This window comes from Synechococcus sp. H60.1, assembly GCF_047462335.1.
Lineage (GTDB): Bacteria > Cyanobacteriota > Cyanobacteriia > Thermostichales > Thermostichaceae > Thermostichus.
Window position 1 is genome coordinate 1 of record NZ_JANSJA010000258.1, and the last position, 25,664, is coordinate 25,664.

General features: G+C 60.8%; 19 protein-coding genes. 11 read left to right on the forward strand and 8 right to left on the reverse strand.

The annotated features are described in order from the left end of the window. Window positions 1-238 precede the first annotated feature (238 nt). The 3 genes from NW852_RS12080 (at window position 239) to NW852_RS12090 (ending at window position 4,809) form a co-directional block, all read left to right on the forward strand. Window positions 239-820, forward strand: a complete 582-nt coding sequence (locus NW852_RS12080; RefSeq protein ID WP_414338312.1) for a tRNA-(ms[2]io[6]A)-hydroxylase — start codon at window positions 239-241, stop codon at window positions 818-820. A gap of 24 nt (window positions 821-844) precedes the next feature. After that, a complete protein-coding gene (locus NW852_RS12085; protein WP_414372325.1) occupies window positions 845-2,179 on the forward strand; it encodes a sensor histidine kinase in 1,335 nt (444 codons plus the stop codon). 329 nt (window positions 2,180-2,508) lie between these two features. After that, window positions 2,509-4,809: a DUF1796 family putative cysteine peptidase gene (locus NW852_RS12090; protein ID WP_414426777.1), complete on the forward strand. Its 2,301-nt coding sequence runs from the start codon at window positions 2,509-2,511 to the stop codon at window positions 4,807-4,809. A 59-nt stretch (window positions 4,810-4,868) separates the two neighbouring features. On the opposite strand, the gene NW852_RS12095 is transcribed toward NW852_RS12090, so the two are convergent. Then, window positions 4,869-5,987, reverse strand: coding sequence for a hypothetical protein (locus NW852_RS12095; RefSeq protein ID WP_414426778.1), 1,119 nt, complete (start codon window positions 5,985-5,987; stop codon window positions 4,869-4,871). 160 nt (window positions 5,988-6,147) lie between these two features. Between NW852_RS12095 and NW852_RS12100 the strand changes: the two genes are divergently transcribed. Then, on the forward strand, window positions 6,148-8,019 hold the full coding sequence (locus NW852_RS12100; protein ID WP_414372319.1) for an N-acetylmuramoyl-L-alanine amidase: 1,872 nt from the start codon (window positions 6,148-6,150) through the stop codon (window positions 8,017-8,019). A gap of 54 nt (window positions 8,020-8,073) precedes the next feature. Next, window positions 8,074-8,952, forward strand: coding sequence for a glutamate racemase (gene murI / locus NW852_RS12105; protein WP_414377734.1), 879 nt, complete (start codon window positions 8,074-8,076; stop codon window positions 8,950-8,952). A gap of 54 nt (window positions 8,953-9,006) precedes the next feature. Here the strand turns inward: murI and NW852_RS12110 are convergent, their stop codons facing one another. Then, window positions 9,007-9,573, reverse strand: a complete 567-nt coding sequence (locus NW852_RS12110) for a hypothetical protein (protein ID WP_414426779.1) — start codon at window positions 9,571-9,573, stop codon at window positions 9,007-9,009. A 373-nt stretch (window positions 9,574-9,946) separates the two neighbouring features. Between NW852_RS12110 and NW852_RS12115 the strand changes: the two genes are divergently transcribed. After that, window positions 9,947-10,957: an ArsJ-associated glyceraldehyde-3-phosphate dehydrogenase gene (locus NW852_RS12115; RefSeq protein ID WP_414363996.1), complete on the forward strand. Its 1,011-nt coding sequence runs from the start codon at window positions 9,947-9,949 to the stop codon at window positions 10,955-10,957. A gap of 27 nt (window positions 10,958-10,984) precedes the next feature. Then, window positions 10,985-12,271: an organoarsenical effux MFS transporter ArsJ gene (gene arsJ, locus NW852_RS12120; RefSeq protein ID WP_414372316.1), complete on the forward strand. Its 1,287-nt coding sequence runs from the start codon at window positions 10,985-10,987 to the stop codon at window positions 12,269-12,271. Window positions 12,272-12,293: 22 nt separating this feature from the next. On the opposite strand, the gene proB is transcribed toward arsJ, so the two are convergent. Next, entirely contained in the window at window positions 12,294-13,409 is a 1,116-nt protein-coding gene (gene proB, locus NW852_RS12125) for a glutamate 5-kinase (RefSeq protein ID WP_414372314.1), read from the reverse strand. Window positions 13,410-13,560: 151 nt separating this feature from the next. Here proB and psb29 point away from each other — a divergent pair, with 151 nt between their 5' ends. After that, window positions 13,561-14,280, forward strand: a complete 720-nt coding sequence (gene psb29, locus NW852_RS12130; protein ID WP_414363993.1) for a photosystem II biogenesis protein Psp29 — start codon at window positions 13,561-13,563, stop codon at window positions 14,278-14,280. Between the two features lie 6 nt (window positions 14,281-14,286). Here psb29 and NW852_RS12135 read toward each other — a convergent pair whose 3' ends face one another. Beyond that, window positions 14,287-14,997 (reverse strand): esterase/lipase family protein, encoded by a 711-nt coding sequence (locus NW852_RS12135; protein ID WP_414363992.1) that lies wholly within the window; start codon window positions 14,995-14,997, stop codon window positions 14,287-14,289. Window positions 14,998-15,000: 3 nt separating this feature from the next. Further along, on the reverse strand, window positions 15,001-15,525 hold the full coding sequence (locus NW852_RS12140; protein ID WP_414364013.1) for a GNAT family N-acetyltransferase: 525 nt from the start codon (window positions 15,523-15,525) through the stop codon (window positions 15,001-15,003). Window positions 15,526-15,683: 158 nt separating this feature from the next. Between NW852_RS12140 and NW852_RS12145 the strand changes: the two genes are divergently transcribed. After that, window positions 15,684-16,403 (forward strand): DUF554 domain-containing protein, encoded by a 720-nt coding sequence (locus NW852_RS12145; RefSeq protein WP_414372310.1) that lies wholly within the window; start codon window positions 15,684-15,686, stop codon window positions 16,401-16,403. Window positions 16,404-16,489: 86 nt separating this feature from the next. On the opposite strand, the gene NW852_RS12150 is transcribed toward NW852_RS12145, so the two are convergent. The 3 genes from NW852_RS12150 to NW852_RS12160 all read right to left on the reverse strand — a co-directional run bounded on the left by NW852_RS12150 (window position 16,490) and on the right by NW852_RS12160 (window position 20,398). Continuing rightward, entirely contained in the window at window positions 16,490-17,773 is a 1,284-nt protein-coding gene (locus NW852_RS12150; RefSeq protein ID WP_414426787.1) for a M16 family metallopeptidase, read from the reverse strand. 16 nt (window positions 17,774-17,789) lie between these two features. Next, window positions 17,790-19,097 (reverse strand): M16 family metallopeptidase, encoded by a 1,308-nt coding sequence (locus NW852_RS12155; protein ID WP_414426780.1) that lies wholly within the window; start codon window positions 19,095-19,097, stop codon window positions 17,790-17,792. An 86-nt stretch (window positions 19,098-19,183) separates the two neighbouring features. Beyond that, window positions 19,184-20,398, reverse strand: coding sequence for a site-2 protease family protein (locus NW852_RS12160; RefSeq protein ID WP_414372306.1), 1,215 nt, complete (start codon window positions 20,396-20,398; stop codon window positions 19,184-19,186). A 331-nt stretch (window positions 20,399-20,729) separates the two neighbouring features. Here NW852_RS12160 and nrdJ point away from each other — a divergent pair, with 331 nt between their 5' ends. Both nrdJ and NW852_RS12170 read left to right on the forward strand, forming a co-directional pair. Continuing rightward, window positions 20,730-24,317 (forward strand): ribonucleoside-triphosphate reductase, adenosylcobalamin-dependent, encoded by a 3,588-nt coding sequence (gene nrdJ, locus NW852_RS12165; protein WP_414426781.1) that lies wholly within the window; start codon window positions 20,730-20,732, stop codon window positions 24,315-24,317. Between the two features lie 87 nt (window positions 24,318-24,404). Beyond that, window positions 24,405-25,601 carry a hypothetical protein gene (locus NW852_RS12170; RefSeq protein ID WP_414372302.1) on the forward strand — a complete coding sequence of 399 codons (1,197 nt, stop codon included), beginning with the start codon at window positions 24,405-24,407 and terminating at the stop codon, window positions 25,599-25,601. Window positions 25,602-25,664 lie beyond the last annotated feature (63 nt).

Here is a 25,664-nt window from a genome sequence, read left to right on the forward strand (position 1 = left end):
GAGAGGGGCTGGGGGTGGTCGCGTGAGCGGCGCGGAGCGCTTGGGCTGACTCCCTCAGGGAGAGGGGCCGGGGATAAGGACAACTGCTGCCAGAGCATCAGACGGGATCTAGGAGTTAGCAGAAAGGGGTACGCTGGCAAGGCTAAGATCCGATTGACCCAGTTCCGTTCCCTGCTCCCGCAGCGGGCGGGATGGGTCAACTTGGAAGCTGTTGATCCCTGCAACCTCTTCTGACCCTGTGCCGACGCTACAACTGGCCTCGCCAACTTCCGCGGCCTGGATCGAGCAGGCCATTCGCCACCTCGACCTGATCTTGCTAGATCACGCCAACTGCGAGAAGAAAGCAGCGGGCAATGCCCTCAGTTTGCTGTTTCGCTACCCGGCCAACGGGCGGCTGGTGGAAGCCCTTTCACCACTGGCGCGGGAGGAGCTGCAGCACTTTGAGCGGGTTCACCGGCACCTGCAACGGCTGGGGATCCCGATCAGGCCCCTCTCGGCTGCTCCCTATGCCAGCCGCCTCAACCAGCACCTACGCCGCTCCGAGCCGGAGCATCTCTTGGATGCACTGCTAGTGGCCGCCATCATCGAGGCCCGCAGCCACGAACGCCTAGGCCTGCTGGGGATCCACGTCCCCGACCCGGAGCTGCGGCAGTTTTACCTCTGGCTGGCGGCGGCTGAAGAGCGGCACTGGCAGTTGTATTTGGATCTGGCGCTAGAACAGTTCCCCGCCGAGCCGGTGCAGGAGCGGCTGGACGCTTTGCTGCAGGTGGAAGCCGAGATCCTCTCCACCCTTCACCCCGAGCCTCGTGTCCACAGCTAACCTCTCCCCTTCCCATGCAACCCCATGTTCCAGGCAACGCGGCGGTGGCTGGCCCTCTGGTACACGGTGGTAACGGGGGTGTTTTTGTTGCTGTTTGCCGGCAGCTTCTACTGGTATGTGCAGTCAACCCTGATTGAGCGGGTGGACGACACGCTGGGCCATGTGGTGGAAATTGTCGAGCGCTCCCTGGTGGTGGACGAGAGCCTCTTGGACCCGCAGCAGGCCCGCCACAGCTTGGAAGCCAGCTTTCGGGATGATCCCAGCACCCTAGCAGACGACCACATCGACCTGGAGTGGTTTGATCCCCAGGGATCCCTCATCTGGTCCACCGTGCCCGGCGGCATCCCTGCCCCCCTGCTGACGGAGGGATCCCTGCACACCGCCCGCATCGCACCTGGGTATTGGCTGCGCCAGTTCACCGAGCCGATCCTGGCCAGTGGGAAGCTGCTGGGGTATTTGCGGGTCAGCCACCCCTGGTTTGAGGTGAGCAAGCCGACACGCCAGCTCATTCGGGATCTCAGCCTCTGGGTAGCGGCCAGTTTGGCCTGTGTAGGAGGAATCGGCTGGCTGCTCTCCGGTTTGGCCATGCAGCCCATCCGCCAGTCTTACCAGCAGCTCAAGCAATTTACCGCCGATGCCTCCCACGAGCTGCGCAGCCCCTTGGCCAGCATCCAGACCACGGTACAGGTGGCTTTGGCAGACTCCCAATTGGATGCCGACACCCGCCAGCGCTGGCAGATGGTGGAGCGGCTGTGCCTGCGGCTGGGCCGGCTGGTGGACGACCTGCTGTTTCTGGCCCGCCACGACAGCGGCATGGTGCCTTTCCAGCCCCGCTGCTGTGCCCTGGATGCTCTGCTGCTGCAGGTGGTGGAAGAGTTGCAGGGCTTGGCCAACCAGAAAGGGATCCGTCTAAAGCTGGATATGGCCGCCCCCCCAGAGGAGACGGGAGGGGATCCCTTTGCCTTTTGGGGAGATGAAGAGCAACTGGCCCGCCTGTTCACCAACCTAATCGAAAACGCCCTTCTCCACACCCCCCCCGGCGGCGAGGTGCAGGTGCGGCTAAAACAGCGGCTGCGCTCCGGATCCCCAGAACTGGTGCTGCAGGTGCAAGATACCGGGCCGGGGATCCCACCCCAGGCACTGCCCCACCTGTTCGACCGTTTCTACCGGGTGGATCCGGCCCGCAGCGGGGATCCCAATCGGCGGTCGGGCTCAGGTTTGGGGCTGGCCATTGTCAAAAGCATTACCGAGCAGCACCGGGGACAGGTGCGGGTTGAGAGCAAGGTGGGGCAGGGATCCACCTTTGAGGTGATTTTGCCCCAGCGACGATTGGAAACTTGCACTCCAGAAACTGTCTAAAGGTGCTCTAGAAAACAGACAATTCTTGGACAGTATGTTAAATTCAGGCTAAAGTTCAGTCTACTCTTTACTGCAAACATCCTGGCTTAATAGCCTTACTTTTGAGCTGAGGCTCCTTTTCTGACTTTCCGTCATTTTCTGTTTCCGGATTTCAGAATTTCTCTTTAAAAGCAAAGTCAGGACTAAGATAGATGAGGCGGAACTGGATCCCAGCCTCTGCTTTCTCTTGCAAGTTGCCGGCAGGGTAGTAAGCCGACTGCTTGAGTATGTCTGTTTACCGGCAAGTCCGGAGAAGTTCCTCTCCCCCTCCTCCAAAAACTTCCAAAAAAATGTATCGTTTCCAAGTTCGCGCCACCACTCAGCCCGGTGATCGAATTGCCCTGGTGGGATCCAGCCCTCGCTTGGGTGCGTGGGATCCGAGCCGCTGTGTTTGGCTGCAGACGGATCCCGCTTGTTATCCGCTCTGGTGGGTGGAGTTGCCATTAGGCCCGGCAGATGGCACTTCTGGCCCCCTATCCTCCGGGGAGTGGCCTCAAGAGACCCCTCGAGTGGAGTACCGATATCTGCGCGTTCAGGCCGATGGCGAAGTTATTTGGGAAGCTGCCGATAGGAATCGCTGGGTGCCGCTTGAGCCTCAGCCTTTGCCATCAGTTTTGATCGTGGAAGATGGCGAGTTTGGCCGGATCCCTTCCTGTCCTTACGGCTATTTTGCCACCCCTATTCTTGAGCCTGAGCCTGAAGATTTGCCGGGACTGAAGATAGTTGTTTTGGGTAGCTCCGTTGCCCTGGGGTGCAGCGCCTGGCTATTGCGAGGTTGGGCCTGGCTGTTGCAGAAAGCCTTGCGGGAGCGCTACGGCCATCGGGTGCGTAATCTCTCGGAATTGGGGGCTACGGTCAGCCGAACGCTGGCACGGTTTGATCAAGTTGTCGTTCCCGAACAACCGGACGTGGTAATTGTGGCCTTGTCGTTGGGAAATGAGGGCTTGGCCACGGCTCTGCCGGAGCATCGACGTGCCGTCCAAAGGCGGTTTGAAAACGGCCTGCGACGCCTGATTGAGAAGATTCAAAATATAGGCGCTTTGCCCATCTTGGCAGGGGTCTATCCTCACGGCGACTATGGTCCAGAACAGCATCTGCTTCTGCAGGAAACTCAGCAAAAGATGCTCGGTTGGGGATGCCCTGTGTTCAATTGGCTGCCCATCCTAGACGATGGTCAGGGCCGCTGGAAACCAGACCTTGCTTTTGACCCCGCTCACCCCAATTCCAGGGGGCATCGGGTTATGTTTGAGGCCATCGATCTCTCGCTCTTGGAGCCCGGCCAAGTTCTGTCGGCTCGTGGAAAGCTGGCTCAATCCACTGCAGAACGAATCATTTTTGAAGACGGCAATGGCTTTTGGGTAGCTGCAGAAATAGGCAGAGATCAATTTCGCATCGTGAATATAACCCCCTACCCTTATACCCTTGCGCCAACTTGGCAATCTTTGCAGACTGCTTTCCAAAAATCACGCCTGCAGCCGGGACTGTATATTGGCAGAAGCGATGCAAGGATAGGAGACAAGACCCTACATTTACTTTCCATACAAGAGGACAGTTCGGTTCAAACCACCCTCTCCATTCCTGCAGATGCCGACCTCATCTTCTCCCCAATAGCTCAGTTCTTTTCCGCAGAAGCAGTAGAAACGATCTTCGAGGATGGATCGTTGACCCTTCTCAAGCTCAGTGGATCTTCAAAAGGCTCTTCTGATCCCAGGCCTCGCCTGTGCGTGATCAATCGGAGCAATCACGAGTACAACATCCACCCCATGTGGAAGGAAGTGCGGGCTGCCCTCAAAGCTTTGCCATCAGGGGTTTATGAGGATCCCCTCTATCGCGATGCTCCTTTCCGCACGTTGATGATTGGAGAAGGGGGGTTGGAAAGCCGGGTCAAGGCCGCTCCCAACTCGGTCATGCTATTGGAATACACATGCGCCTTATCTGATATTCATCGCGTTGCTGTTGTTCCCCTGGGGGATCGCTGTGCAGTGCGAATGCTGCTCTACAAGCTGGAATACGACGGGCCTGCATTTCCTTTTGATTTGACCCGCACCAGCAACCTAGCGGATGTGGCCGATATGATCCACCACGATTTTCAGGGCATGTGGGATCCCCAATACTTGCGCTACAGCCCTGCAGATCGCCGCATTTATCACAGCAAGTGGACAAGCCTATCTTTTGGCCATGAGCTGGAAGAAGGGGAAGATCCCTTGTGGGACATGAGCCCCATCTACGAGCGGATGCGAACCCGCTACACAGCCCGTGCCAAGCGTTTTCTACATGTTTTGGAAAAGGCAGACCAGATCTTGTTTGTGCGCACAGGCGGCTGTCAGCGGGGCGCAGTGATCGACTTGATGGATAAATTGTCGGCCAAGCGCAAGGGCAAACCCTTTCTGCTCCTCATCATTTCCCCCCAGTCTTCGGATGAGTTTGCCGGGATCCCCAATGTCATCCACTGCGATATGGAGTTCAACCCCGACCGCATGTGTGCGGATCCCGAGCATTGGCAGTACTGCACAGGGATCATGAGGGAGATCCTCCATTCTCTGGGAGTTTCCAGCCGCAATCTTTTCTGGTGTCCTCCCCAGCCATCTTAATTGTCTGAGATTCTAACCTAGAACGCGAAGCTGCCGGTAGGGGCCTGCTCCGCCTTACCTCAGTGGCGTTTGCTTCGCCTAAAAAGAGCATCAGCCCAGAGGATGAGCCTTGCTTGTAGGTTTAGCCAAATCTCATCGTTCATTTGCAATAAAAATATGACATACAAGCACAATATCAACAAAACGCACAAGTTCCCTAACCATTTGTAGGTCTGGATAATTTGGTCGGCACTCCAGCCAAAATCATCAACCAAGCGGTTCATATCCCCACCAGCATCCCCTTGGCCACCCAGCAGAGTTCCCCACGGAATTGAAGCTAGCCCTTTTTGAATTCTATGCCATTGCCAAAAGCTTCTCCAGAGGCTGCTGGCTGCAACTCCCAGAACGACGAATCGCCAAAAGTCCCACCGCCAGCGGTCTGGCAAGCGAAGATAAAAGCAGGCTATTAAGAAGGTGCTGATGTAAAACTCACCGCCTACACCGCCAAAGGTAATGAGCATTTCTTTGGTGCGATTGGGCATGAGCCAGGTCATATAAAACTGCAGCAGAGCAAGAACAATAGCCAATGGCTGCAGCCATCGGATCCGCTCCTCGCGAGCCGACTTGAAGAGCAAAGCCAATAAAAAGAGGATCCCAAAGTACACAAAGGGATCCCTTTGGGAACTGATGCTGGTCCAGCCAAACGGTAAGGGCAAAGCGCGATGCCCACTCCACCAGGCAATTGTGGCATGGCCCAGCTCGTGAATCCAAATGTGCCAAGGGAGATGTAGCACCTGCAATAGCGCAATGTTGTTTACCAGCAGGGCCACCACCACTGCAGCCGGATAGGCCCAGAGGTTGACTGTCCAGCTATCAAAAGAAAAGCGATCCCAACGCGACTGGGATCCTAGGCGCAGGCTGCGCTGCCAAAGCAACTGGGAGCCGCGGAAAGCGCGGATTTCCAATTGCTCGAGGCGTGGAATCCGCAGTTGCTTCACCATTAAAAACAGTTGAGCCGCAACCCCTGGCGGCGAGAGGCCTTGGGGCAGGGATCCCAGCAGGTGGATGTGCAGGGTGTTGTCAGCAAAATGTACTTGCGCAGGCCAGCCCCGTCGCAGCAGCTCCAGCCGAACAACTCGCACAATTGCTTGGCCGTTCCCAGCGCGGGCCAGGGCGAGGGGATCGGGGAAGGCGGGCATTGCCAGTTACTTCCCAGAGCAAGGCGGCGGCAGGACGAGGATCCTTACCCATTATCCCCAGCCTGGCAAGCACCGGCGAAATTGCGCTCCTTCTCGGGTCGCTGCTGGGGGAGGTTGGTATAGTTGAGGGCAGCAGGTGTGCTGGAGTGGATGGAGGATCATGCGGGAATTGGGCAAGCTGGGGAGAAGACGGGATCCCAAACCGTCTAGGCAGAGCGCCCTGTGGGGAGCGACGCTGCTACTGGCTTTAGCCGGGGCAGGTTTGTTTTCCCCCTTGCCTGTTCAAGCGCAGCCAACCCCTGTTCCTGGTCTGTCTCGCATTGACCGTTGGCACTACGACCCACAGCGGGGGTGGCTAGAGGTCAACACCGAGGGAGAGGTGCGGCCTTTTGTGTTTGTGCTGCAAAACCCTCCTAGGGTAGTGCTGGATTTTCCCAACACCCTTTTTGGACGGGAGCCCCAAACCCAGACCTTTCCAGGACGGGTTACTTCGTTGGAGATCAGGCAGCTCACCCCAACCATCACTCGCTTTGTGCTGCACCTGCAGCCGGATCAGCCCCTTAGCCTCGACCAACTGCAACTGCTCACTGCCAGCCCCTCCCGCTGGGCTGTCCAATTCCTTCAGGCTGGCCAACCCTCGCCCACCGCACCGCTTTTTCCCTCGGTGCCTGGCCCCAGGGATCCCATCTCACCGTCCCCACCGCTGCCCCGCCGCCCCGATGCCGGGCTACCTCCCCCACCTGCCCGTTCCGGCCATCAGATCTTGGCCATCTCCCCTCAGGCGGAAGGCTTCTTCATCCGCACCCAGGGCAGCCCTTCCACCACGGTGCGGCGCATCCTGGATCCGGATCGGGTGGTGGTGGATTTTCTCAACACCACCCTTAGCCCTGCCCTCACCCAGCGGATCTATACTGTCAACCGCCTGGGGGTTTTGCGGCTGCGGGTGGGGCAATTCGAGCCCACCATTGCCCGCGTGGTGTTGGATGTGGATCCTTCCAGTGGGGATTGGGAGGCCCGCTACGACCCGCAGCAGGGAGGAATCTGGATCCAGCCTGCTGGCGGTGCTGCCCAGGCCAGCCTTCTGCCTGATGTCAGCCCAACCGAGGCCCAAGGGCCGCTGGCTACCTTACGCTCTGTGGAGCTGCGGGGGAATCAGCTCATCATTAGCGCCGATGGGTTCATGTTCTACCGGGCCGGCTGGGATCCCGAAAGCGGTGGCTACCGCATCAACGTGGCCCCGGCACGCCTGCCCGAGTCCTTGCCGGATCCCGGCTTGCCGGTCGGGGGACCGGTGCAGCGGATCCGCTTTGTGCAGGAAGATGCCCGCACGGTCAGCATTCTGGTGCAACCTGCCGAAGAGTTCAATGTCTTTGAGCCCAACCCTGGCCAGGGATCCCGACGCATCACCCTGGAGCTGCGGCCTCTCAACGCACCGCCGCCCACCCCTCAGCCGCCGGCGCCTGCCCAAGCTTCCCCTCCTCCCCCCCTGGGCCGGACGGTCATCGCCATCGATCCGGGACACGGCGGACGGGATCCCGGTGCCATCGGGGTAGGTGGGATCCAGGAAAAAGACATTGTGCTCTCCGTTTCCCACCAGGTTCGGCAATTGTTGCAGGAGCGGGGGTATACGGTGGTGATGACGCGCACCGATGACCGCGAGGTGTTGCTGCAGCCGCGGGTGGATAGGGCCGTGCAGGCCAACGCCACTCTGCTGGTGAGCATCCACGCCAATGCTCTGGAGCGCTCCAGTGTTCACGGCATCGAGACCTATTACCTGCGGCCCGACAGCGCCGAGCTGGCCACCATCCTGCACCGCAGCCTGGTGCAAGCCACCGGTGCTGCAGATCGGGGGGTGAGGCGGGCCCGCTTTTTTGTGGTGCGGGAAACGCCCGTGGGCATGCCCTCAGTGCTGCTGGAGCTGGGGTATGTTACCAACCCCACTGAGGGGCGGAAACTGGCTGCCCCCGAATACCAGGCCATCTTGGCGCGGGCCATTGCCGATGGCATCGAGACCTTCTTGCGCAAGCGCTAGAAAGGGCAGGCTAGGATACAGCAGCTTCAGCCAAGGTGTTGAGGAGAAGGGAGCATGCGTTGGGAGTGGGGCTCAGATCCGGATCCCAGTTGGCCAATTGGGGTGTTTGACAGTGGCTTGGGCGGGTTGACAGTTTGGCGGGCCTTGCGCCGTCGCTTGCCCCAGGAACGCCTTCTCTACTTTGCCGACACGGCCCGGCTGCCCTACGGGGATCGTTCCCCGGAGGAGATCTTGACCTTTGTGCGGCAGATCCTCCGCTGGATGCAGGCGCAGCCGGTGAAAGTGGTGGTGATGGCCTGCAACACCAGCTCGGCGCTGGCTTTGGAGCAAGTGCAGCGGGAGTTTGCCCTGCCCATCCTTGGCCTCATCCTGCCCGGCGCCCAGGCAGCCTTGGCCCAGGGATCCCGCATTGGGGTCATTGCCACGGCGGCCACGGTCAAAAGCCGCGCCTACTCCAAGGCTATTCAAGAGTACAGCGCCCTGGATCCCAAGCGCTCTCCCCAGACTGTCCAGTGCTGGGAGCAGGCCTGCCCGGAGTTCGTCCCCCTCATCGAAGCCGGCCAGTCGGACGGCCCCGAGCTGCGCCAAGCCGCCGAACGCTACTTGCAGCCGCTCCTGCAGCGGGGGATCGACACCCTTGTCTACGGCTGCACCCACTACCCACTGCTGGATCCTCTCCTGAAGTCCTTGCTGCCCTCTTCGGTCAGACGGGTGGATCCCGGCGTGGCACTGGTGGGATCCCTGGCCCGCGAACTCAGCCTCTGGGGCCTGCGCCGACCCTCAACTGTGCCCCAGGCAGAACCTCACCGCTTCTACGTGAGTGGGGATCCGGAGCGGTTTGCCCAGTTGGCCAGCCCTTGGTTGGGCTTTCGGCCACAGGTGGAACGGGTGGAATGGCCGGCCTTGGATGTCAACAACTCCCGCCGGCCCTGAGCGAGCCCTGAGATCCCAGTCCAACTGGAACTTCAACACAAGCCCACGGCCTATCTATGCCATCGGATCACTTGGGTCAAGGGGTTGGGGCTGAGAAGATTTGGCATACACCCACTCGAGGTAGAACACCCCATGTCGGGGTAGAATTCTGAGTTCCTTGATGTCTTCCCACTGCAAATGGGTAGGGAACTGCACCCAGAAAGCGTCTAGGCCAAACCACGCCTTGACTTGCTTGCCCACTCTAACCTGCCCTTCTTGGAACTTTGGCCATTGCTTGGGGTAGGCTACGGGAAACAGTCCAGCCTTACGGTACTGTGGCAACCTGGGCTTTGCGTCTGGCTGCGCTTGCAAAAGCGACTTGAAGCTCGTTAGTGCTTCTGCTGCCGATTTGCAGGTCTGCTGTGCAGAGGAGACATGCATCGCCGCAAAGGGCTTGTTCTTGGTTCTCACCCTCTCTCTGCAGAGCTGGGCGTAGCTTACCAGTCGCTTGGTCTTGAAAGAGACTTGGCGAGCATAGTACAGAGCGCAGTTGTAGACCTTGTTGGACTGCTGGCAGAGGTACTCCAGTAGGGCTACTGGCTTCCTGTCCTGAATCAGAACCTGTTGACAGCCGTAGTCCATGGTTGCTGAGTGGTGAGCCAAAACTAGAGTAACGACCCGCATCGTTGGTGAGCCGCTAAAGCTGCTCGAAGGCTTTTCCGCCCCGCCCTACTCGCGTCAGCGGCGCGGAGCGCTGAGTACAGGGCTACCCGGCTACTCTGCTGTGTGCATCTGGGATGCGAGTCGGCTTCAGGAGAAGCCCTGCTGCCGCTTGCGGCTGTCCCGGCGGATCCCCTTGAGCTTCCTGGCACAGCCGACCTTAAAGACAGCAGAGGCCGGCCAGCCACCCATCAACTTACCTTGAAATGAGTAGACAGCTCTGGTAAGCTCGAGGCGGGATTTTGCCTGATTGTCAAGGTTGGGATCCCTCCTAACGAGTCCAGGAGAAACCGACATGGCGGCACGGGTAGGTATCAACGGTTTTGGCCGCATTGGGCGTTTGGTGCTGCGGGCGGCTTGGGGTTGGCCGGAGCTGGAGTTTGCCCACATCAACGAGATTAAAGGTGGGCCTGCCACTGCGGCTCACCTGCTCAAGTTCGACTCGGTGCAGGGCCGCTGGAACATCGACATCGAGGCCTCTGAGCAACGGCTGCGCATCCAAGACAAAACCCTTACCTTCAGTGAATTTAAATCTCCTGGCGAAGTGCCCTGGGCCGATTTGGGGATTGACCTGGTGCTGGAGTGCTCGGGCAAATTCGTTAAGGCGGCAGAGCTGGACGCCTACTTCAAGGCGGGGGTGCGCAAGGTCATTGTGGCTGCCCCTGTCCAGGATGAAGAGGCCCTCAACATCGTCATGGGCATCAACGACCACCTCTACGATCCGGCTCGCCACCACCTGCTTACTGCCGCCTCCTGCACCACCAACTGCCTAGCTCCCTTGGTCAAAGTGATCCACGAAGGGATCGGCATCCTGCACGGGGTCATCACCACCGTCCACGACGTCACCAACACCCAAAGTATGGTGGATGCTCCCCACAAAGACCTGCGGCGGGCGCGCTCGGCTCTGCTGTCTTTGGTGCCCACCACCACCGGCTCGGCTAAGGCCATTGGCCTCATCTATCCTGAGCTCAACGGCAAGCTCAACGGCCTTGCGGTGCGCGTGCCCCTGCTGAATGCCTCTTTGACCGACGCCGTGTTCGAAGTGAGGCGGCCCACCACCGTGGAAGAAGTCAATCACCTCTTGAAGACTGCAGCCGAGGGGGAACTCAAGGGCATCCTCGGCTATGAGGAGCTGCCCCTCGTCTCGGTGGATTTCAAGGGGGATCCCCGCTCCAGCATTGTGGATGCGCCCTCGACCATGGTGGTAGATGGCACCCAGGTGAAGATCCTGGCTTGGTACGACAACGAATGGGGCTACGCCAACCGCATGGCGGAATTGGCCCGCAAAGTGGCTCTCAGTTTATAGAAGCATCCCCCCCTTGGAGACCTGCCCATGACTTCTGTCTCAAGTGCCCAAGCTGCCGCAGTGCGCAACTATGCCCTAGTAACCGCCGCCTACTGGGGATTTACCATCACTGACGGCGCCATCCGCATGTTGGTGCTGCTCCACTTCCACAAGTTGGGCTTCACCCCCATTCAAATTGCCATGTTGTTCCTCTTCTACGAGATCTTCGGGGTGATCACCAACTTCCTGGGCGGCTGGATTGGATCCCTGTTTGGCCTGCGGCTCACCCTCTACGGAGGCATTGCCATCCAGATCTTCGGCCTGGTGATGCTGGGGGTGATCAACCTGCAGTGGCCGGTCTGGGGCCAGGTGGCCTACGTGATGACGGCCCAAGCCCTGGCCGGGATCGCCAAGGATCTCACCAAGATGAGCTCCAAAAGCGCCATCCGTCTGGTGGTGCCCAAGGAGGCCGAATCCCGCCTCTTCCGCTGGGTGGCGATGCTGACGGGATCCAAAAACGCCCTCAAGGGAGCGGGGTTCTTTGTGGGGGCGGCCCTGCTGCAGATCTTCACCGAGATCTACGGGGATCCCCTGGGCTTCCGCATGGCCAATTTTGTCCAGGCGGGGGCGCTGGCTTTGATCTTCTCTTCGGGGGTGCTACTGCCGGCGGATATGGGCAAGGTTAAGGCGAAGATCCCCTTCAAGCGGCTGTTTTCCAAAAGCCGTGAGATTAACCTCCTCTCAGCAGCCCGCTTTTTCCTGTTCGGGTCGCGGGATGTGTGGTTTGTGGTGGCCCTGCCGGTGTTTCTCTACGACGAGCTGGGCTGGACGTTCATGCAGGTGGGCAGCTACATGGCCATCTGGGTCATTGGCTATGGGATCATCCAGTTCCTAGCACCCCAACTCCTGGGAGGAGGTCGCCCGGGTCGCGCTCCCAAGGCCCGAACCATCCAAATCTGGACATTTACCTTGACAGCAGTGCCGGCAATCATTGCCACCGCCTTTATGGCCGGCCTGCCGCCGGAATGGGTAGTTACTGGTGGCCTTATCCTCTTTGGGATTGTCTTTGCCTTCAACTCGGCGGTGCACTCCTACCTGGTGTTGGCCTACACGGAAGATGACGATGTTGCCCTCAACGTGGGCTTTTACTACATGGCCAATTCCGGTGGCCGCCTGCTGGGGACGGTAACCTCCGGGATCCTCTTCCAGCTCTACGGTTTGGAGGGCTGCCTCTGGTTTTCCACCCTGTTGATTTTGATGGCAGGGCTGTTCTCGCTGAAATTGCCGGATCCCAGCAAAACTCCGGTCGAGTGGGTGGTTAAGCCGGGGGATTGAGGCTTGCCGAAAGGGGGATCCCTCACTCAAGCAGGGCTAGGTTATCCCGATGGACGGCGGTATCCACCCCTTCGTAGCCCAAGATGTAGGGGATCTCGGCAGTTTTTTTGCCCTTGATGCGCCGCAGTTCCTCGGCGCTGTAGTTGACTAGGCCCCTGCCTACCTCGCGTCCGCTGGGATCACACAGGCGCACGGCAGCTCCTGCCTCAAAGTCGCCGGAAACCTCTACGATCCCTGCCGGCAGCAGGGATCGCCCTTGCTCACAGACTGCCCGCACTGCCCCCTCGTCCAGGGTGAGGGATCCCTCGGGGATAAGGCCGTAGGCAATCCACCGCTTGCGGGCGCTAACAGGCTGGGGAGCTGGCTCGAAGCGGGTGCCAATGGGCTCGCCAGCCAAGATGGCCGGGATCTGGTCGGGCCGCTTGCCGTTGGTGATTACCACCGTCACGCCAGCAGAGGTGGCAATTTGAGCGGCAGTAAGCTTGGTGGCCATGCCGCCCGTGCCCCAGCCACTTTTGCCTTGGGCTTCCGCCTTGACCCGTAAAGGCATCCCGTGCTCCACCCGCTCGATGGGCTCGGCGGAGGGATCCCGGTGGGGATCGGCTGAATAGAGCCTGTCTACGTCGGTGAGGAGGATTAGCCACTTGGCCTGTACCATGCTGGCTACCAAAGCTGAGAGGGAGTCGTTGTCGCCAAACTTCAGCTCCTCCACCGCCACTGTATCGTTTTCATTAACAATGGGGATAACTCCCATCTGCAGCAGTTGGGTAAAGGTGCGATTGGCGTTCACGTAGCGGCTGCGCTCCACGAAGTCGCCGCGGGTAAGCAGCACCTGAGCAATGGGTTGGTTGAGGGCAGAGAAGAGATCATCGTACAGGCGGATCAGCCGCCCCTGGCCCACCGCCGCCACCGCCTGTTTTTCTGCAATCGCTGCTGGCCGTTGGCGCAAGCCCAGGCGGGCACAGCCCACTCCCACCGCTCCGGAGGAGACCAGGATTACCGCATAGCCCTGGCTGCGCAGCCGCGTCAGCACCTCCACCAGCGGCCCCAGCACAGAAAGGCGCAGCGAGCCCGTCTGCATGTCTGTCAAGCTGGAGGTGCCGATCTTCACCACCACTGTTCCCTCTGTTGCTGCCATCTTCTTGTTCGATCCACTTGCTCGACCTAGCCAGGGTTCGCCATCCGTATCCCACCATAGCGGAACCAGGGCCCTTGCTTGCCCTCGGAGTCGCTGCAGGGGACAATAGGAGAAGGAATAAGTCTGTCTCAAGGTCTCTCTTTCTCTGGCTGTGAATCCTGTTCGTACCCTCTCCGCCACCAAAGCGGCCTTTTTCAGCGCCTACCCTCGCCCGATCAACGCCGCCTACCGGCGGGTGGTGGAGGAGTTGCTGGTGGAGCTGCACCTGACCACCGTCAACAGCGCCTTCGTCTACGATCCCTTTTTTGCCCTAGGTCTGGTTACCCTCTATGACAGGCTGATGGAAGCCTACCACCCCCCAGAGCAGCGCGAGGCCATCTTCAACGCCCTCTGCAAGGCGCTGCACCTGAAGCCGGAGGTGTTGCGCAAGAACGCCCGCGACCTGCTGGAGCTGGTGCGCAGCGGGGATCCTGTCCAGCGATACAACCTGCTCTGTCTCAAGCCAGAGGCGGAGGATGTGGGCGGGCTGAAGGCCATTTTGCAGCGTATGACCCAGTCCCCGTACGCCTACAGCCGGGTTCTGGCGGTTGGTCTCTACACTGCCTACGAAGCGGTGGCTACCTCGCTCTACAAGGAGCCGGAAGAGCGCACCCGCCACTTTCTGGAGGATGTGATCAGCAACTTGCCCTTCTCGCCGGAGCGAGTCAAAAAAGATCTGGAGCTCTACCGCAGCAGCTTGGATCGCCTGAAGCAGGCGCGGGCCATCGTCGAGGAGATGGTTAAAGCAGCCCGGCGCCAACAGGAGCGCCGCCAATCCACCGCCTCACTGCCCGGGACTTCCGTCGCCGATCCCCAAGAGCCCGGCAGCTAAGCCCTCCTAAGCCAAGTACTGGGCCCACCTGTCCACCACCTCAGGCGAGCCGTACCAGCGCCGCCCGCCGCGACCGGAGTGGTGACAGTCGGGAATGGTGAGGTTGATGGCCCCTGCCAGATGGGCAGCCTCGAGGGGGGTGATGCCATCTCCCCACAGCTCCCCCTGGCCGGCGGTAAGCCGGTAGCTGTTGTAGGCCAGCCAAGCCAGGTAATGCTCCTGCCGCCACAGGGATCCCAGGCCCAGGCGGCGCCCTTGAATGGCCTTGCCGGCCACACAGACGTACTTGACCTGCGGCCAGAAGGCCCCTGGGTAGTGGGTGTTAACGAAGTCCAGGTTACGCCTTGTCCAGCGTTCCCGGCTGGTGTGAGGGGATCCCAGGCTAATGAGAGTGGCAACGTGCTCTCGCCCCTGCCACACCTGCCCCCCGTAGGGCACGGATCCCAGGTAGATGCGGGCAATCCAGCCGCCAGCGGAGTGGGCCACCAAGTTAACCTGGTCAACTGCAAACTCGGCCTGGGTGCGTTGGATAGTGGCCTGGAGGGCCCGCAAGATGGGGGTGACGGGCCTTCCCCCCAGCGTGGGAAACCAACTGTACACCTGCAAGGGCACCACCCGGGCCGCATAGCCGCGGGCCTCCAGCTCCTGACGCAAAGGCTCGTACTCTGAGGCACCTGCCAAGTAGCCGGGCAAGATCACCGTGGGCAGAGCAGCCATGGGCTAGCGCGGGTACCAAAACATGCCCTTGATCCCCTCCGGGTCAGGTGTAAAGCCCAGGCGCTCGTAGAAGCTGACCACCCCCTGGTCGGCGAAAAGGGTGATGTTGCTGATGTCCTGGGCGCGCAGCTCCTGGATCACCTTTTCCATCAGCCGCTTCCCCAGCCCTCGGCCCTGAAACTCAGGATGCACCACCACATCCCAGATGGTGGCATTGAAGGCATGGTCAGAGGTGGCGCGGGCAAAGCCGATGAGGCGACGGTAGCTGCCCCGCTGCTGCCACATCGACACCACCAAAAAACTATGTTGCAGGGCTTTCCTAACCTTGTGGATAGGGCGACGCGACCACCCTACTGCATCGCAAAGTTCCTCCAGCTCATACAGATCCAGGTTGGGATCCAGGCTAAAGACAATGGTTTCTCCTCCCACCGCCACTGTCTCCTGGCGAGGAGGGGGTGTGGCCGTTTGTGTTGACGCTTTGGTGGCAGCGGTCCCTGCTGAGCCAAACAGGCCTTTCCAAAAACTCATTGGAATTGCAGTGGGGCAAAAGCCCACCTTTGTGAGCCTGTCCTCAGTATAGCTAGGATCGGCAGCAGAAGCGGCCCGTCTGCTCAGCGGCTGCCGCGCCGGCTTGGAAGAGACCCATAGGGAGACTTATAATCCAGTCTGGCCAGCGAGAACGTCCTATGGCTCTCCCCGGCACCGGCACCCTCGTCAACGCCCTTGCCATCCTCGTGGGCAGTGGCCTTGGCTGGGTGCTGGGCCGCCGTTTGCCAGAGCGCATGAGCCAAACCCTGCTACAAGCTATGGGATCCCTGGTGTTGGTCTTGGGGATCCAGATGGCCCTTACCCTCAGCAGCGCTGCCCAAGCGGTAACGGTTTTGCTGGCCCTGATCGGGGGGGCTTTGCTGGGGGAGGGGATCGACCTCGAGGCTGCCTTTGAACGGCTGGGACAGGCCCTGGAAAAGCAGATCAGTCGCTGGCTAGGCCCCAGCCCTATTGCTCGCGCCTTTGTGACCACCACCCTCCTGTTTGTGGTCGGCCCCATGACCCTGCTGGGCGCCATTGAGGATGGCTTGGGGGATCCCTCCCTGCTTTTGGTCAAAGCTGCCTTGGATGGCATTGCCACCCTAGCTTTTACCGCCAGCCTGGGCTGGGGCACGCTGTTTTCCGCCCTGCCGGTGCTCTTGGTTCAGGGGGGCGTGGCCCTGCTGGCCCACCAACTGCAGCCGCTGTTGCGCCCAGACCTGCTTGCCGCCTTGGAAGCGACCGGGGGGCTCCTCATCCTGGGTATTGGCATTAACCTACTGGGCCTGGCTCGCCTGCGGGTGGCCAACTTGCTGCCGGCTTTGGTCATTGTGGAACTGCTGGTGGGATTTTTCCCCCTCTGGGATCTCAACCTCTAGGGGACTGGTGGGGAAGCTGGGGGCTGGCAGCGGCAAAGGTTACCTTGTTGATCACCCGGGGCAGCAGCCTGTCTTGGGGCGCCCACCTACAGCTCAACTTTTGCCAAAGCTTCTTCCGGCCCCACCAGGGCAATAGCTGGGTTGACCAGGTAGGTTTTTGCAGCCTGCTGGAGATGGGCAGGGGTAAGCTGCCTCACGCTCTGCAAATACTGCTGGTCGAACTCCATGCCCAACCCCAAAATCTCGTACCAGCCGGCCAGTTGCGCCACTTGGGCGTTGGTCTGTTTGCTAAGGGCATATTGGCCCAAAAGCTTGCGCTGGGCCATCCCCACTTCCTCGCTGCTTAGGAGTGTGTCATGGAGGCGCTGGATCTCTGCTTGCAAGCGCTCCAGCGCCACGGGAGTGTTCTCCGCTGCCGTGCCCAGGTAAGCCACAAAAGGGGCGGGATCCCGACGGGTGGCAAAGAAGGCGGAGACCTCGTAGGCCAAGCCGCCGCGCTCCCGCAGCTCGACAAAAAGACGGCTGGACAGGCCGCTGCCCAGGTAGGTGGCCAGTAGCTTCAGGGCGGGATAATCCGCAGAAGAGGCAGGGGATCCGCGAAAGCCAAGCACAATCGTTGTCTGCTGGGTGGGTTGGGAGAGCTTTAGCAGTTGCGGCTTCTCCAAGGAGGGCAGAGGCAGATTGGGATCGGGGGCAGGGGGGCCAGCGCTCACCCAATCTCCCAGGACAGCTTCCACTTGGGCTGCCATCGTCTCCGGCGGCTCTGGGCCAATTACCGCCATCACCATTCCCTCCGGGCGGCAGTAGGTGCTGTGGTAGGCTAGCAAATCCTCGCGGGTCAGGGATCCCACCGTCTCCAGTCGTCCCAACCCCGGCAGGGCGTAGGGGTGATCCCCATAGAGGGCCTGCCGCACCTGATCCCAGGCCAGGTTAAAGGGCCGTTCCTGCTGGGCGCGAATGGCCTGCAGCATCAGCTCCCGCTCCCGCGCCACCTCCGCCTCGGGAAAGCTGGGATCCCGGAGGATCTCCGCCAGCAACTGCAACAGCTCCGGAAAGTCCTCCGATACACAGCGCAGGCCAACCTCGAAATGATCAGCAGCGCTGTCTACAGAAAGGGAAGCTCCCAACGATTCCACCCAAGCGGCAATAGCTTGGGAGCTGCGCTGCCGAGTGCCCTTGGTGAGGACAGCGGCCAGCAGGTGGCTCAAGCCCGCCTGCTGCGGTTGCTCTACCCGGCTGCCGCCACGAAAAAAACAGTGGGCGGCCAGGATCTCCACCGTCGGGTTCTGGCCCAACAGCAGCGTGATACCGTTGGCCAGGTGGAGGCGCTGCAGCCGGCCACGCTGGGAGGTGGGCAGGGTGGGGTGCATCACAGCTTGAGGATCACTAGCGGCAGGCCAGTTGGAGCTCCGAAGCCGCGGCAGCGTCAGATGCAGCCGGCTTGAGCAGAGCCACCACGTAAGCCTCAGGAGAGAGGTACTGCTGAGCCAGCTCGCGGATTTGCGCTGGGGTAAACGCTTGCAACAGCTCCAGGTACTCCTGGAGGCGCTCCACCCCGACCAGGGTCTCGTAGTAGCCGTAGAGGCTCGCCAGTTGACTGGGGGACTCGGCGGAGAAGAGAAGTTCGTGGGTAAGCATGCGCCGAGCGCGCTCCAGCTCCGCTTGGCCGATGCCATCCTGCTGCAACTTCTCGATCTCGTGCAGGAGGGTTGCCTCCACCCGTGGCAAATCCTCTACCTCCAGGTGGGCGCTGATGCAAAAGAGCCCCCCCTCCTTCAGCACCAGCGAAGAGCAGCCGATAGCCCTCACCCAGCCCCGCTGTTCCCGCAGCAGATGCACCAGCCGCGAAGTGCGCCCATCCCCCAGCACGGCAGCCAGCAGCTCTAGGCCGCAAACCTCTTCCCAGGCGTCGAGGCTAACTGTGGGCCAGGCCAATTTTAGACGGGCCTGCTCTAGGCGGGCATGGGTGCTCTCGCGGCGCAGGATCCCCTGCGGGCGGGGCTGAGGCGGGAGTGGGGGCCTTGTCCAGGCAGGGCCACTGGCGGGGCCGCCAAACTCCTTTTCCACCAGTGCCAGCGTCTGCTCAGGGTCAATGCCTCCCGTCACCACCACTGTCATGTATTCGGGCCGGTACCAGCCGCGGTGGTAGGCGCGCAGCAGCTCTGGGGTCAACCCCATCAGGCTTGCCGGCGTGCCCAGCACTGGTCGCCCATAGGGGTGCTCCTCCCCGTAGGCAGTTTCCATGAGGAGCTGGTAGGTGATGTATCCCAAGTCGTCAGCAGCGCGGCGAATTTCCTCCAAAACCACCTGGCGCTCCCGTTCCACCTCCTCGGGCGGGATCCCAGCCCGCAACACCGCCTCTGCCAGATAGGGCAAAGTCTCCGGCAGATCGGCGGCAGCTACTGTCATGTAGTAGTGGGTGTAATCCTGGCCAGTAGCAGCGTTGGTGATGCCTCCCCGCCCTTCAATAGCGCGATCCAGCTCGCCGGGGGCCAGCCGCTCGCTGCCCTTAAAAACCATGTGCTCGAGAAAGTGGGAGATGCCCAGCCACTGCGGCGGCTCGTTGCGCCCGCCTGTCTGTACCCAGACGTCCACCGTAGCCGAGTCGGCAATGGGAACGGGGTGAAGAATAACGCGCAGCCCGCTGTTTAAGCGATGGGTGTAAGCAGGCAGAAGACGAGGTAGGCGGCTCAAAATTCTTAATCGATAGAGAACAAACTTAATTTTAGCAAGACAACCCCCCGTCCGCGCCTGGAATACTCCAGGGAGGGGTCATTTCTCTAGGTTTTGGAAGGGGTATCCGTTGCTCCTGGCCACGAAAAGCTAGGGGATCCTTCGTCGGCTAGGCTTTCTTCCACTTGGAAGCCCGGGGGCCATTCTTCGCTGTCGCGTAGCCGCTGCACCACCTCCTGGGGCAGGATCACCCCCAGCTCCCGCGCCGCTACCGCTACCACATCGCCGCGGTCGATCAAGCCGGCAATGGCACCGCTGGGGGTGAAGACCAAGACGCGACGGGGTTCCGCCTGGCGCATCATCTGCATCACCTGGAGGACAGGGGTCTCCTCTCGCACCCCCTGCAGTTGCTCCATTGGCTTAAGAATGGCCTTGAGGGTGAGATGATCCCACTGGCTGCGCTCGATGTCGTTGAGCAGTTCCGGCCTCACCAGGCCCCGGTAGCGGCCGTCCTCCTCGGCAAAGTACACTTCCTGAACTCCCCCTCCTGCCTCTGGCTGGAGGGAAGCGGGAACCAGGTAGCGATCGACAAGCTCCCGCAGGCTCATGCCCGCATCCAGGACGCGAAACCGACGGCTCATGACGTCTGCGGCCTTCAGGCGGGCCAACACGCGCTGCAGTTGCGCATACTGCTCATAGCGACGGGCGCTGTTTAAAATGAATAGGCCAATCAGGCCTAGCCAAAGGCCGTTGAGGCTTCCCCAAAATACCACCAGCAGACCTAGGCCTACTAAGCCCCAGCCCACTCCTTGGCCAGCGCGAGCTGCCCAGAGCATGCCCTTTTGCCGATCCCCTGTCCAAGCCCAGATGGCCGCTTTGAGCATCTGCCCCCCATCTAGGGGCAAACCTGGCAGCAGATTAAACAGGGCAATCATTAGGTTGATGGCAGCCAAGCTGGCGAGGGTTGAGACTAGCGGCGATCCTGGCCCCATCCAAGCTCCGGCCACGCTAAAGAGGACAAACAAGCCCAAGCTGAGGAGGGGCCCTGCCAGGGCCACCCAAAAAGCGCCCAGGGGGCGAGGAACTTCCCGTTCGATGGCCGCCATGCCGCCAAAGATAAACAGCGTGATGGAACTCACCCGGACTCCATAGGCGCGGGCTACCAAGCTGTGGGCCAACTCGTGGGCCAGCAAGGAGAGAAACAGCCCTAGCGCCGTCACCAGGCCATAGGAGAGCACCAGCAACACAGCCGCTGGAAACCAGGTGTAGTCCAGGAAGAGGGGGATCCCCCACAAACTCCCAATGCGCAGGCGACTGGTCATAGCCCTCAACTCCCTACACAGCTTTTGCCCAAGGGGCACAGTTTCTAAGACAGCAGGCAACCCTTCCGTTGGGGATCCCTTCCTTTCCACTCTAGCCCTTTCCAGGGCTTGGTAACGGATCCCCCGCCTGCCCCCACTTGGGGGAGCTGGGGAAGATAGCCAGAGCCCACGACACCCCCTGCCCCTTGATGATTGTGGTAGCCTAGTTGGGCATTTGGATGGCCGGCGGGTCGGGCAACTCCTCTGGGACGGCCCTGGCCGGCAAGGAAAATCAAAACAAAAAGCCAGTTTCGTCGGACTCCACGGGCAGCTTTGCAGGAGGGGTGTGGCTATGGTGTCGATTTCGTCCCGCTCAAGCGAACAGAGCAAAGCGGTGCCCTTGCTACAAGGGCAAGCGCTGGGTTCTGGGGGCGAGTTCCCAGCAACAGCTCCGACGGCCGCTCCAGTGTTCTACCGCACCTACAGTCGGCGGCGCCCGGATGGCAGCCGCGAGACTTGGAGCGACGTCTGCGATCGCACCCTGGCCGACATTGCCCGCCTAGGACGCTTCACTCCCCAGGAGCGGGAGCTGGTGGAACATCTGCAGCGGCAGTTGAAGGCGTTGATCTCGGGTCGGGCCCTGTGGGTGATGGGCACCGCGTGGATCCAAAAGCCGGAAAACTACTCCGGCGCCTACAACTGCACCAGCCTCACCGTGGTCGACTGGCCCTCCTTTGGCCTGATGATGGATCTGGCCATGATGGGCTGTGGCACAGGGGCGGTGCTGGAGCCCCAGTTCATCAGCCAGTTGCCCCCCATCCTCAACCGCCTACAGGTCCAGGTGGTGGGATCCCTCGGCGCCACCCCCCGAGAGCAGCGGCAGGAGCACACCCGCATCCAGCGGCAGGGATCCCGCGTGCACATCCAGGTGGGGGATAGCCGGCGGGGCTGGGTGGAGTCCTACCAGGCGCTGCTGGAGCTGGCGGCGGATCCCAGCTTGGGCGGCGAGGTTCAGGTGACGGTGGACTTGAGCGATGTCCGCCCTGCCGGCGAGCGGCTACAGGGGTTTGGGGGGGTGGCCAACCCCATCAAGCTGCCCGGCCTCTACGAGCGCTGTGCCGCCATCCTCAACAAAGCGGTGGGCAGACAACTGAACTCGGTGGAGTGCTGCCTGCTCATCGACGAGGCGGCGGTGACGATTGTGGCGGGGAACATTCGGCGGTGCTTACCTGAAAACGCCTTGGTGCACACCTCACAAGGTCTGGTGCCCATCAAGGATGTGCAGGTAGGCGATTGGGTTCAGACCCCCCTTGGGTTTCGTCGGGTGGTCAACAAGTTTGACCAAGGGATCCAAGAAGTTTACGAAATAGAGACCAATGCCCTTCCTTTCTTTTCAACTTTGAACCACCGCCATGCGGTTTTGGCAGACGCTCGGGGGAATATCGCATGGAAAAGTACCCACGAGTTAGTCGAAGGGGATCGTCTGCTGCACAACACCCAAGTTCTCCCCGGCACCATTACCCATCTCCCTGAGGACTTTACGGCACCTCGTCCAAGCCAAAGCCCCACCGCAAAGCCCCTGCACATCCCGCCCCTGACAACAGAGGTGGCCTGGCTCATTGGGTTTACCCAGGGGGGTGGGTATGTTGCGCTGGGGCGCGATCTCCACGGCAAGCCCTACGGTCACCTAGAGTGGAGTGCCAATACCCTGGATCCCGAGCTGCTTTCCCGTCTCCAAGCTAAGCTGGAGCAGGCGCTAGCCGCCTTCGGGCTGACAGCTACCTGCAGCTATGGGCCAGGGGAGAACAGGGCAAGGTTTGTGTGTTCCTGCATCCCGCTGGCGGAGTATTTCGAGCGGCACATTAAGAAACCAAAGCAACCCCTGCAAGTTCCCGACTTTATCCTGCGCGGCACCGTTGAGGTACGGTCAGCTTACCTGGCAGGCCTTATCGACAGCGATGGGTCAACCCGTAGTCATCCCCCCCAATTGCTGACAACTGTCCACCGCTCCTTTGCCCTGCAAGTGGGGGCTGTTCTCTCCAGTCTGGGTATTGCAGGCCGACTCCAAATCCTCCCCCCCCAGCAGGAGAACTGGCAGGTTCAATACAGCCTTACCCTACCGGCATTCAAGGCTCGGTACAACGCCTTGGTGGCTCCCTACTCAGCTAAAGGGAAGTTGCCCCAAGGGCTGGAGACGCATGGCTTTACGATTCCGGGCTCCCTGCTGCGGGAAGTATACAGCTACACTGAGATGCACGGCATGGGCTGCCAAGGAGCTCGGTCGGTCGAAGCCAACTATGAACGATACTTGGCTGAGTCGGGGTTGGATTTGGATATCCCCGTTACAGTTAAGGGCCTAGGCAGCCATGACTGGGTACGAACCTACGACATTGAAGTCGAAGAGGCCCATTGCTTTTACTGCAATGGCTATCTCACCCACAACAGCGCGGGCATGCGCCAATTTGCCGCCGACGACGAGCTGGGATCCAGCGCCAAGGACAACCTCTGGCAGCAGGACGAGCAGGGCAACTGGAGAATTGACCCGGAGCGGGATGCCCTGCGCATGGCCAACCACACGCGTGTGTTCCACCGCAAGCCAACGCGAGAAGAGTGCATTGCGGCAGTGCGCAAGCAGTTTTACTCCGGCGAGGGAGCCATCCAGTGGGCGGGGGAAGCTGTGGCGCGGGCCAATGCCGACCTGCTCGCCACTCCAGAATTGAAACAGACCTTCCTCAACATCTATGCCTCCCAAGGCCCAGAGGAAGCTCGACGCTGGCTAAAACACCACTGGCCAACCCTGCCCGAGGCTGAACTGGAGCACCGGCTGCGGCGGTATGGGTTAAACCCTTGCGGCGAGATCATTGGATGCGACTTCCACTGCAACCTGGCTGAGATCCACCTCAACCGGCTGGATCCCCACAACCGCCAGGAACAAGAGGAGGCCTTCACAGCCGGGGCCCTGACGGCGGCGGCACTGTTGCACCATCGCTTTGTCGAGCCCCGCTTCCAGCGCTCGCGGGAGTGGGATCCCATCGTCGGCGTCTCGTTTACGGGGCTGTTTGACTTTTGCGTCAAAGCCTTTGGGGTGGACTGGCTGCGCTGGTGGCAGGAGGGGAGGCCGGATACGCCCCTGGGGCGGGAGTTTAAGCAGCAGGAGCGGGAATACCTCAGCTTTTGGAAGGAGGTTGTCCACCGCGTGGTCTGGGACTACTGCGACCGCCACGGGTTGCGCCGTCCCAACCGCTGCACCACTGTTCAGCCTGCTGGCACCAAGTCCCTGCTCACCAACGCCTCGCCCGGCTGGCACCCGCCCAAGGCCCAGCGCTACATCCGCCGCATCACCTTTGCCAAAAACGACCCCGTGGCCCTCGCCTGTCTGGACTATGGCTACTCGGTAGTGCCTGCCCAGGCGGACAAGGACGAAAACGGCAACCTGCTCAACGATCCCTTTGATCCCCGCTGTACCGAGTGGCTGGTGGAGCTGCCGGTGGAGGTGGAGTGGGCCAATTTGCCCGGCGCCGAGGAGATTGAGATTGAGCGCTTCTCTGCCCTGGCCCAGTTTGACTTCTACATGCAGGTGCAAAAGTACTACACTACCCACAACACCTCAGCCACCATCGAGCTGCGGGAGGACGAGATCGAGGCGCTGGGATCCCGCATTTACGAGGCCATCCGCGACGACGAGGGGTACATTAGCGCAGCGCTGTTGGCGCGCTTCGACGCTCCCTTCCCCCGCTTGCCCTTTGAGAAAATTGACAAAGCCACCTATGAACGGCTGATGGCTGAAGTCAAGCAAAGACGAAAAACCGACAACTTTTACGAGGCCCTGGCGCGCTACGACCGCAACCTCGCCCTCATGGCAGAGGGGCCGGCAGGGTGTGATGCTCTCGGCTGTCTAATGCCGGAGGCCAGCCCGCAGAGCGAGAACCCGCCCCGTTAGCAGAAGGGGGGATCCCGCCCAAGCTAGGTGCTGTTGCCCCTTCTCCGCTAGCCGGCCCTGGCTAGACTGTTCTTGGCTGGGATAGCCGTGCGCGCCTCGGCAGCCCCATCGGCAGGGCAGGCGCACTGGGCGCAGTTGGGTTTTCCCTGCCCAAGCGTTTGGTGGCTGGGGGAGTGGGATCTGATGCAGACAGGAGAGCGGCTCCAAAAGAAAGCCTGGGCGAGGGAAATCCGGCGCAGACTGGGGGGGCTGGTGCTGGCGCTGGTGGTGCTGCTGGGGATCGCCTGTTCTAGCCCCAAGGGCTCTGGGACCTCCCCTCCTGGATTGCTCCCGCCTCCGCCTGAGCCGGGCAGCCAGTCAATCCCTCTGACGGTGCGCACTCTGGGCAATAGCCGCTTTAAGTTGCTGAGCTTGAGGGTGGAAGTGGCAGGGGGGGAGGCCGAGGTGTTACTGGACACCGGCTCGGCAGGGCTGCGCATCTTATCGTCAGCAGCAGGCCGCCTTGGCCTGGAGCGGACAGGGATCCCTTCCACAGTAACCTTTGCCGATGGCACACAATTTATCGGAGTGCTGGCCCGCGCTCCCTTTGGCTTGGGCGGGATCCAAAGTCAAGAGCCGGTAACGATTCAGTTGATTGACCAAATTACCTGTGTGGAGGGTCTGGTGGCCACCTGCTCCGACAACCTATTTGGACCAGGGCGGCCCTTTACTGGGATCCTTGGCACCTCCCTAGACGAGCGCAGCCCCGATGCCAACTTGTTTAGCCCCCTCCCTCGCCTGCCGGGCAATTTGGGTTCTGGGTACATCCTCCAAACAGGTGGGTTCGACTCTGTGCAAGGCCTTTTCACCCTCGGCCTGACGGAGGCCAACACCGCTGGTTTCAATTTCCGGCAACTGCCTCAGGTGGGAAGCTTTCCCGATGGCACGCCCATCTGGCGGGATGAAGCCCTGCAGGTGGCCTACAGCATCAGCAATACCTCTATTCAAAATGTCCTCAGTCCCACCCTATTTGACAGCGGCGCCTCCGACATCTTCCTCAACGTTCGCCTGTTGGGATCCCCTCCCTTTCCCACCTCAACCCTGCCCCCCGGGTCGGAATGGCGCGCCGTCCTGGAGGGGGCATTTGACTACCGCATTCGGGTGGGCTTTCCGGTAACGCCCAGCCGGGATCGGATCTTTGTGAACGGCAACCAAAGGGTGCAACTGCTGGGCATGCCCCTGTTTTTCAACGCCGACGTTGCTTTCGATATTGAACGCGGTCGGATTGGCTTTCGCCTACGTTGAGATCAAGGCCTTGAGTTGAATTGTGGAGGAAACCAATGTTTGCCCAGGAGGGGGTCCCTGCAC

Coding starts and splice junctions, on each gene's coding strand:
- NW852_RS12085 (WP_414372325.1), top strand. CDS start 845: ATGTTCCAGGCAACGCGGCGGTGGCTGGCCCTCTGGTACACGGTGGTA.
- NW852_RS12090 (WP_414426777.1), top strand. CDS start 2,509: ATGTATCGTTTCCAAGTTCGCGCCACCACTCAGCCCGGTGATCGAATT.
- NW852_RS12095 (WP_414426778.1), bottom strand. CDS start 5,987: ATGCCCGCCTTCCCCGATCCCCTCGCCCTGGCCCGCGCTGGGAACGGC.
- NW852_RS12100 (WP_414372319.1), top strand. CDS start 6,148: ATGCGGGAATTGGGCAAGCTGGGGAGAAGACGGGATCCCAAACCGTCT.
- murI (WP_414377734.1), top strand. CDS start 8,074: ATGCGTTGGGAGTGGGGCTCAGATCCGGATCCCAGTTGGCCAATTGGG.
- NW852_RS12110 (WP_414426779.1), bottom strand. CDS start 9,573: ATGGACTACGGCTGTCAACAGGTTCTGATTCAGGACAGGAAGCCAGTA.
- NW852_RS12115 (WP_414363996.1), top strand. CDS start 9,947: ATGGCGGCACGGGTAGGTATCAACGGTTTTGGCCGCATTGGGCGTTTG.
- arsJ (WP_414372316.1), top strand. CDS start 10,985: ATGACTTCTGTCTCAAGTGCCCAAGCTGCCGCAGTGCGCAACTATGCC.
- proB (WP_414372314.1), bottom strand. CDS start 13,409: ATGGCAGCAACAGAGGGAACAGTGGTGGTGAAGATCGGCACCTCCAGC.
- NW852_RS12135 (WP_414363992.1), bottom strand. CDS start 14,997: ATGGCTGCTCTGCCCACGGTGATCTTGCCCGGCTACTTGGCAGGTGCC.
- NW852_RS12140 (WP_414364013.1), bottom strand. CDS start 15,525: ATGAGTTTTTGGAAAGGCCTGTTTGGCTCAGCAGGGACCGCTGCCACC.
- NW852_RS12145 (WP_414372310.1), top strand. CDS start 15,684: ATGGCTCTCCCCGGCACCGGCACCCTCGTCAACGCCCTTGCCATCCTC.
- NW852_RS12150 (WP_414426787.1), bottom strand. CDS start 17,773: ATGCACCCCACCCTGCCCACCTCCCAGCGTGGCCGGCTGCAGCGCCTC.
- NW852_RS12160 (WP_414372306.1), bottom strand. CDS start 20,398: ATGACCAGTCGCCTGCGCATTGGGAGTTTGTGGGGGATCCCCCTCTTC.
- nrdJ (WP_414426781.1), top strand. CDS start 20,730: ATGGTGTCGATTTCGTCCCGCTCAAGCGAACAGAGCAAAGCGGTGCCC.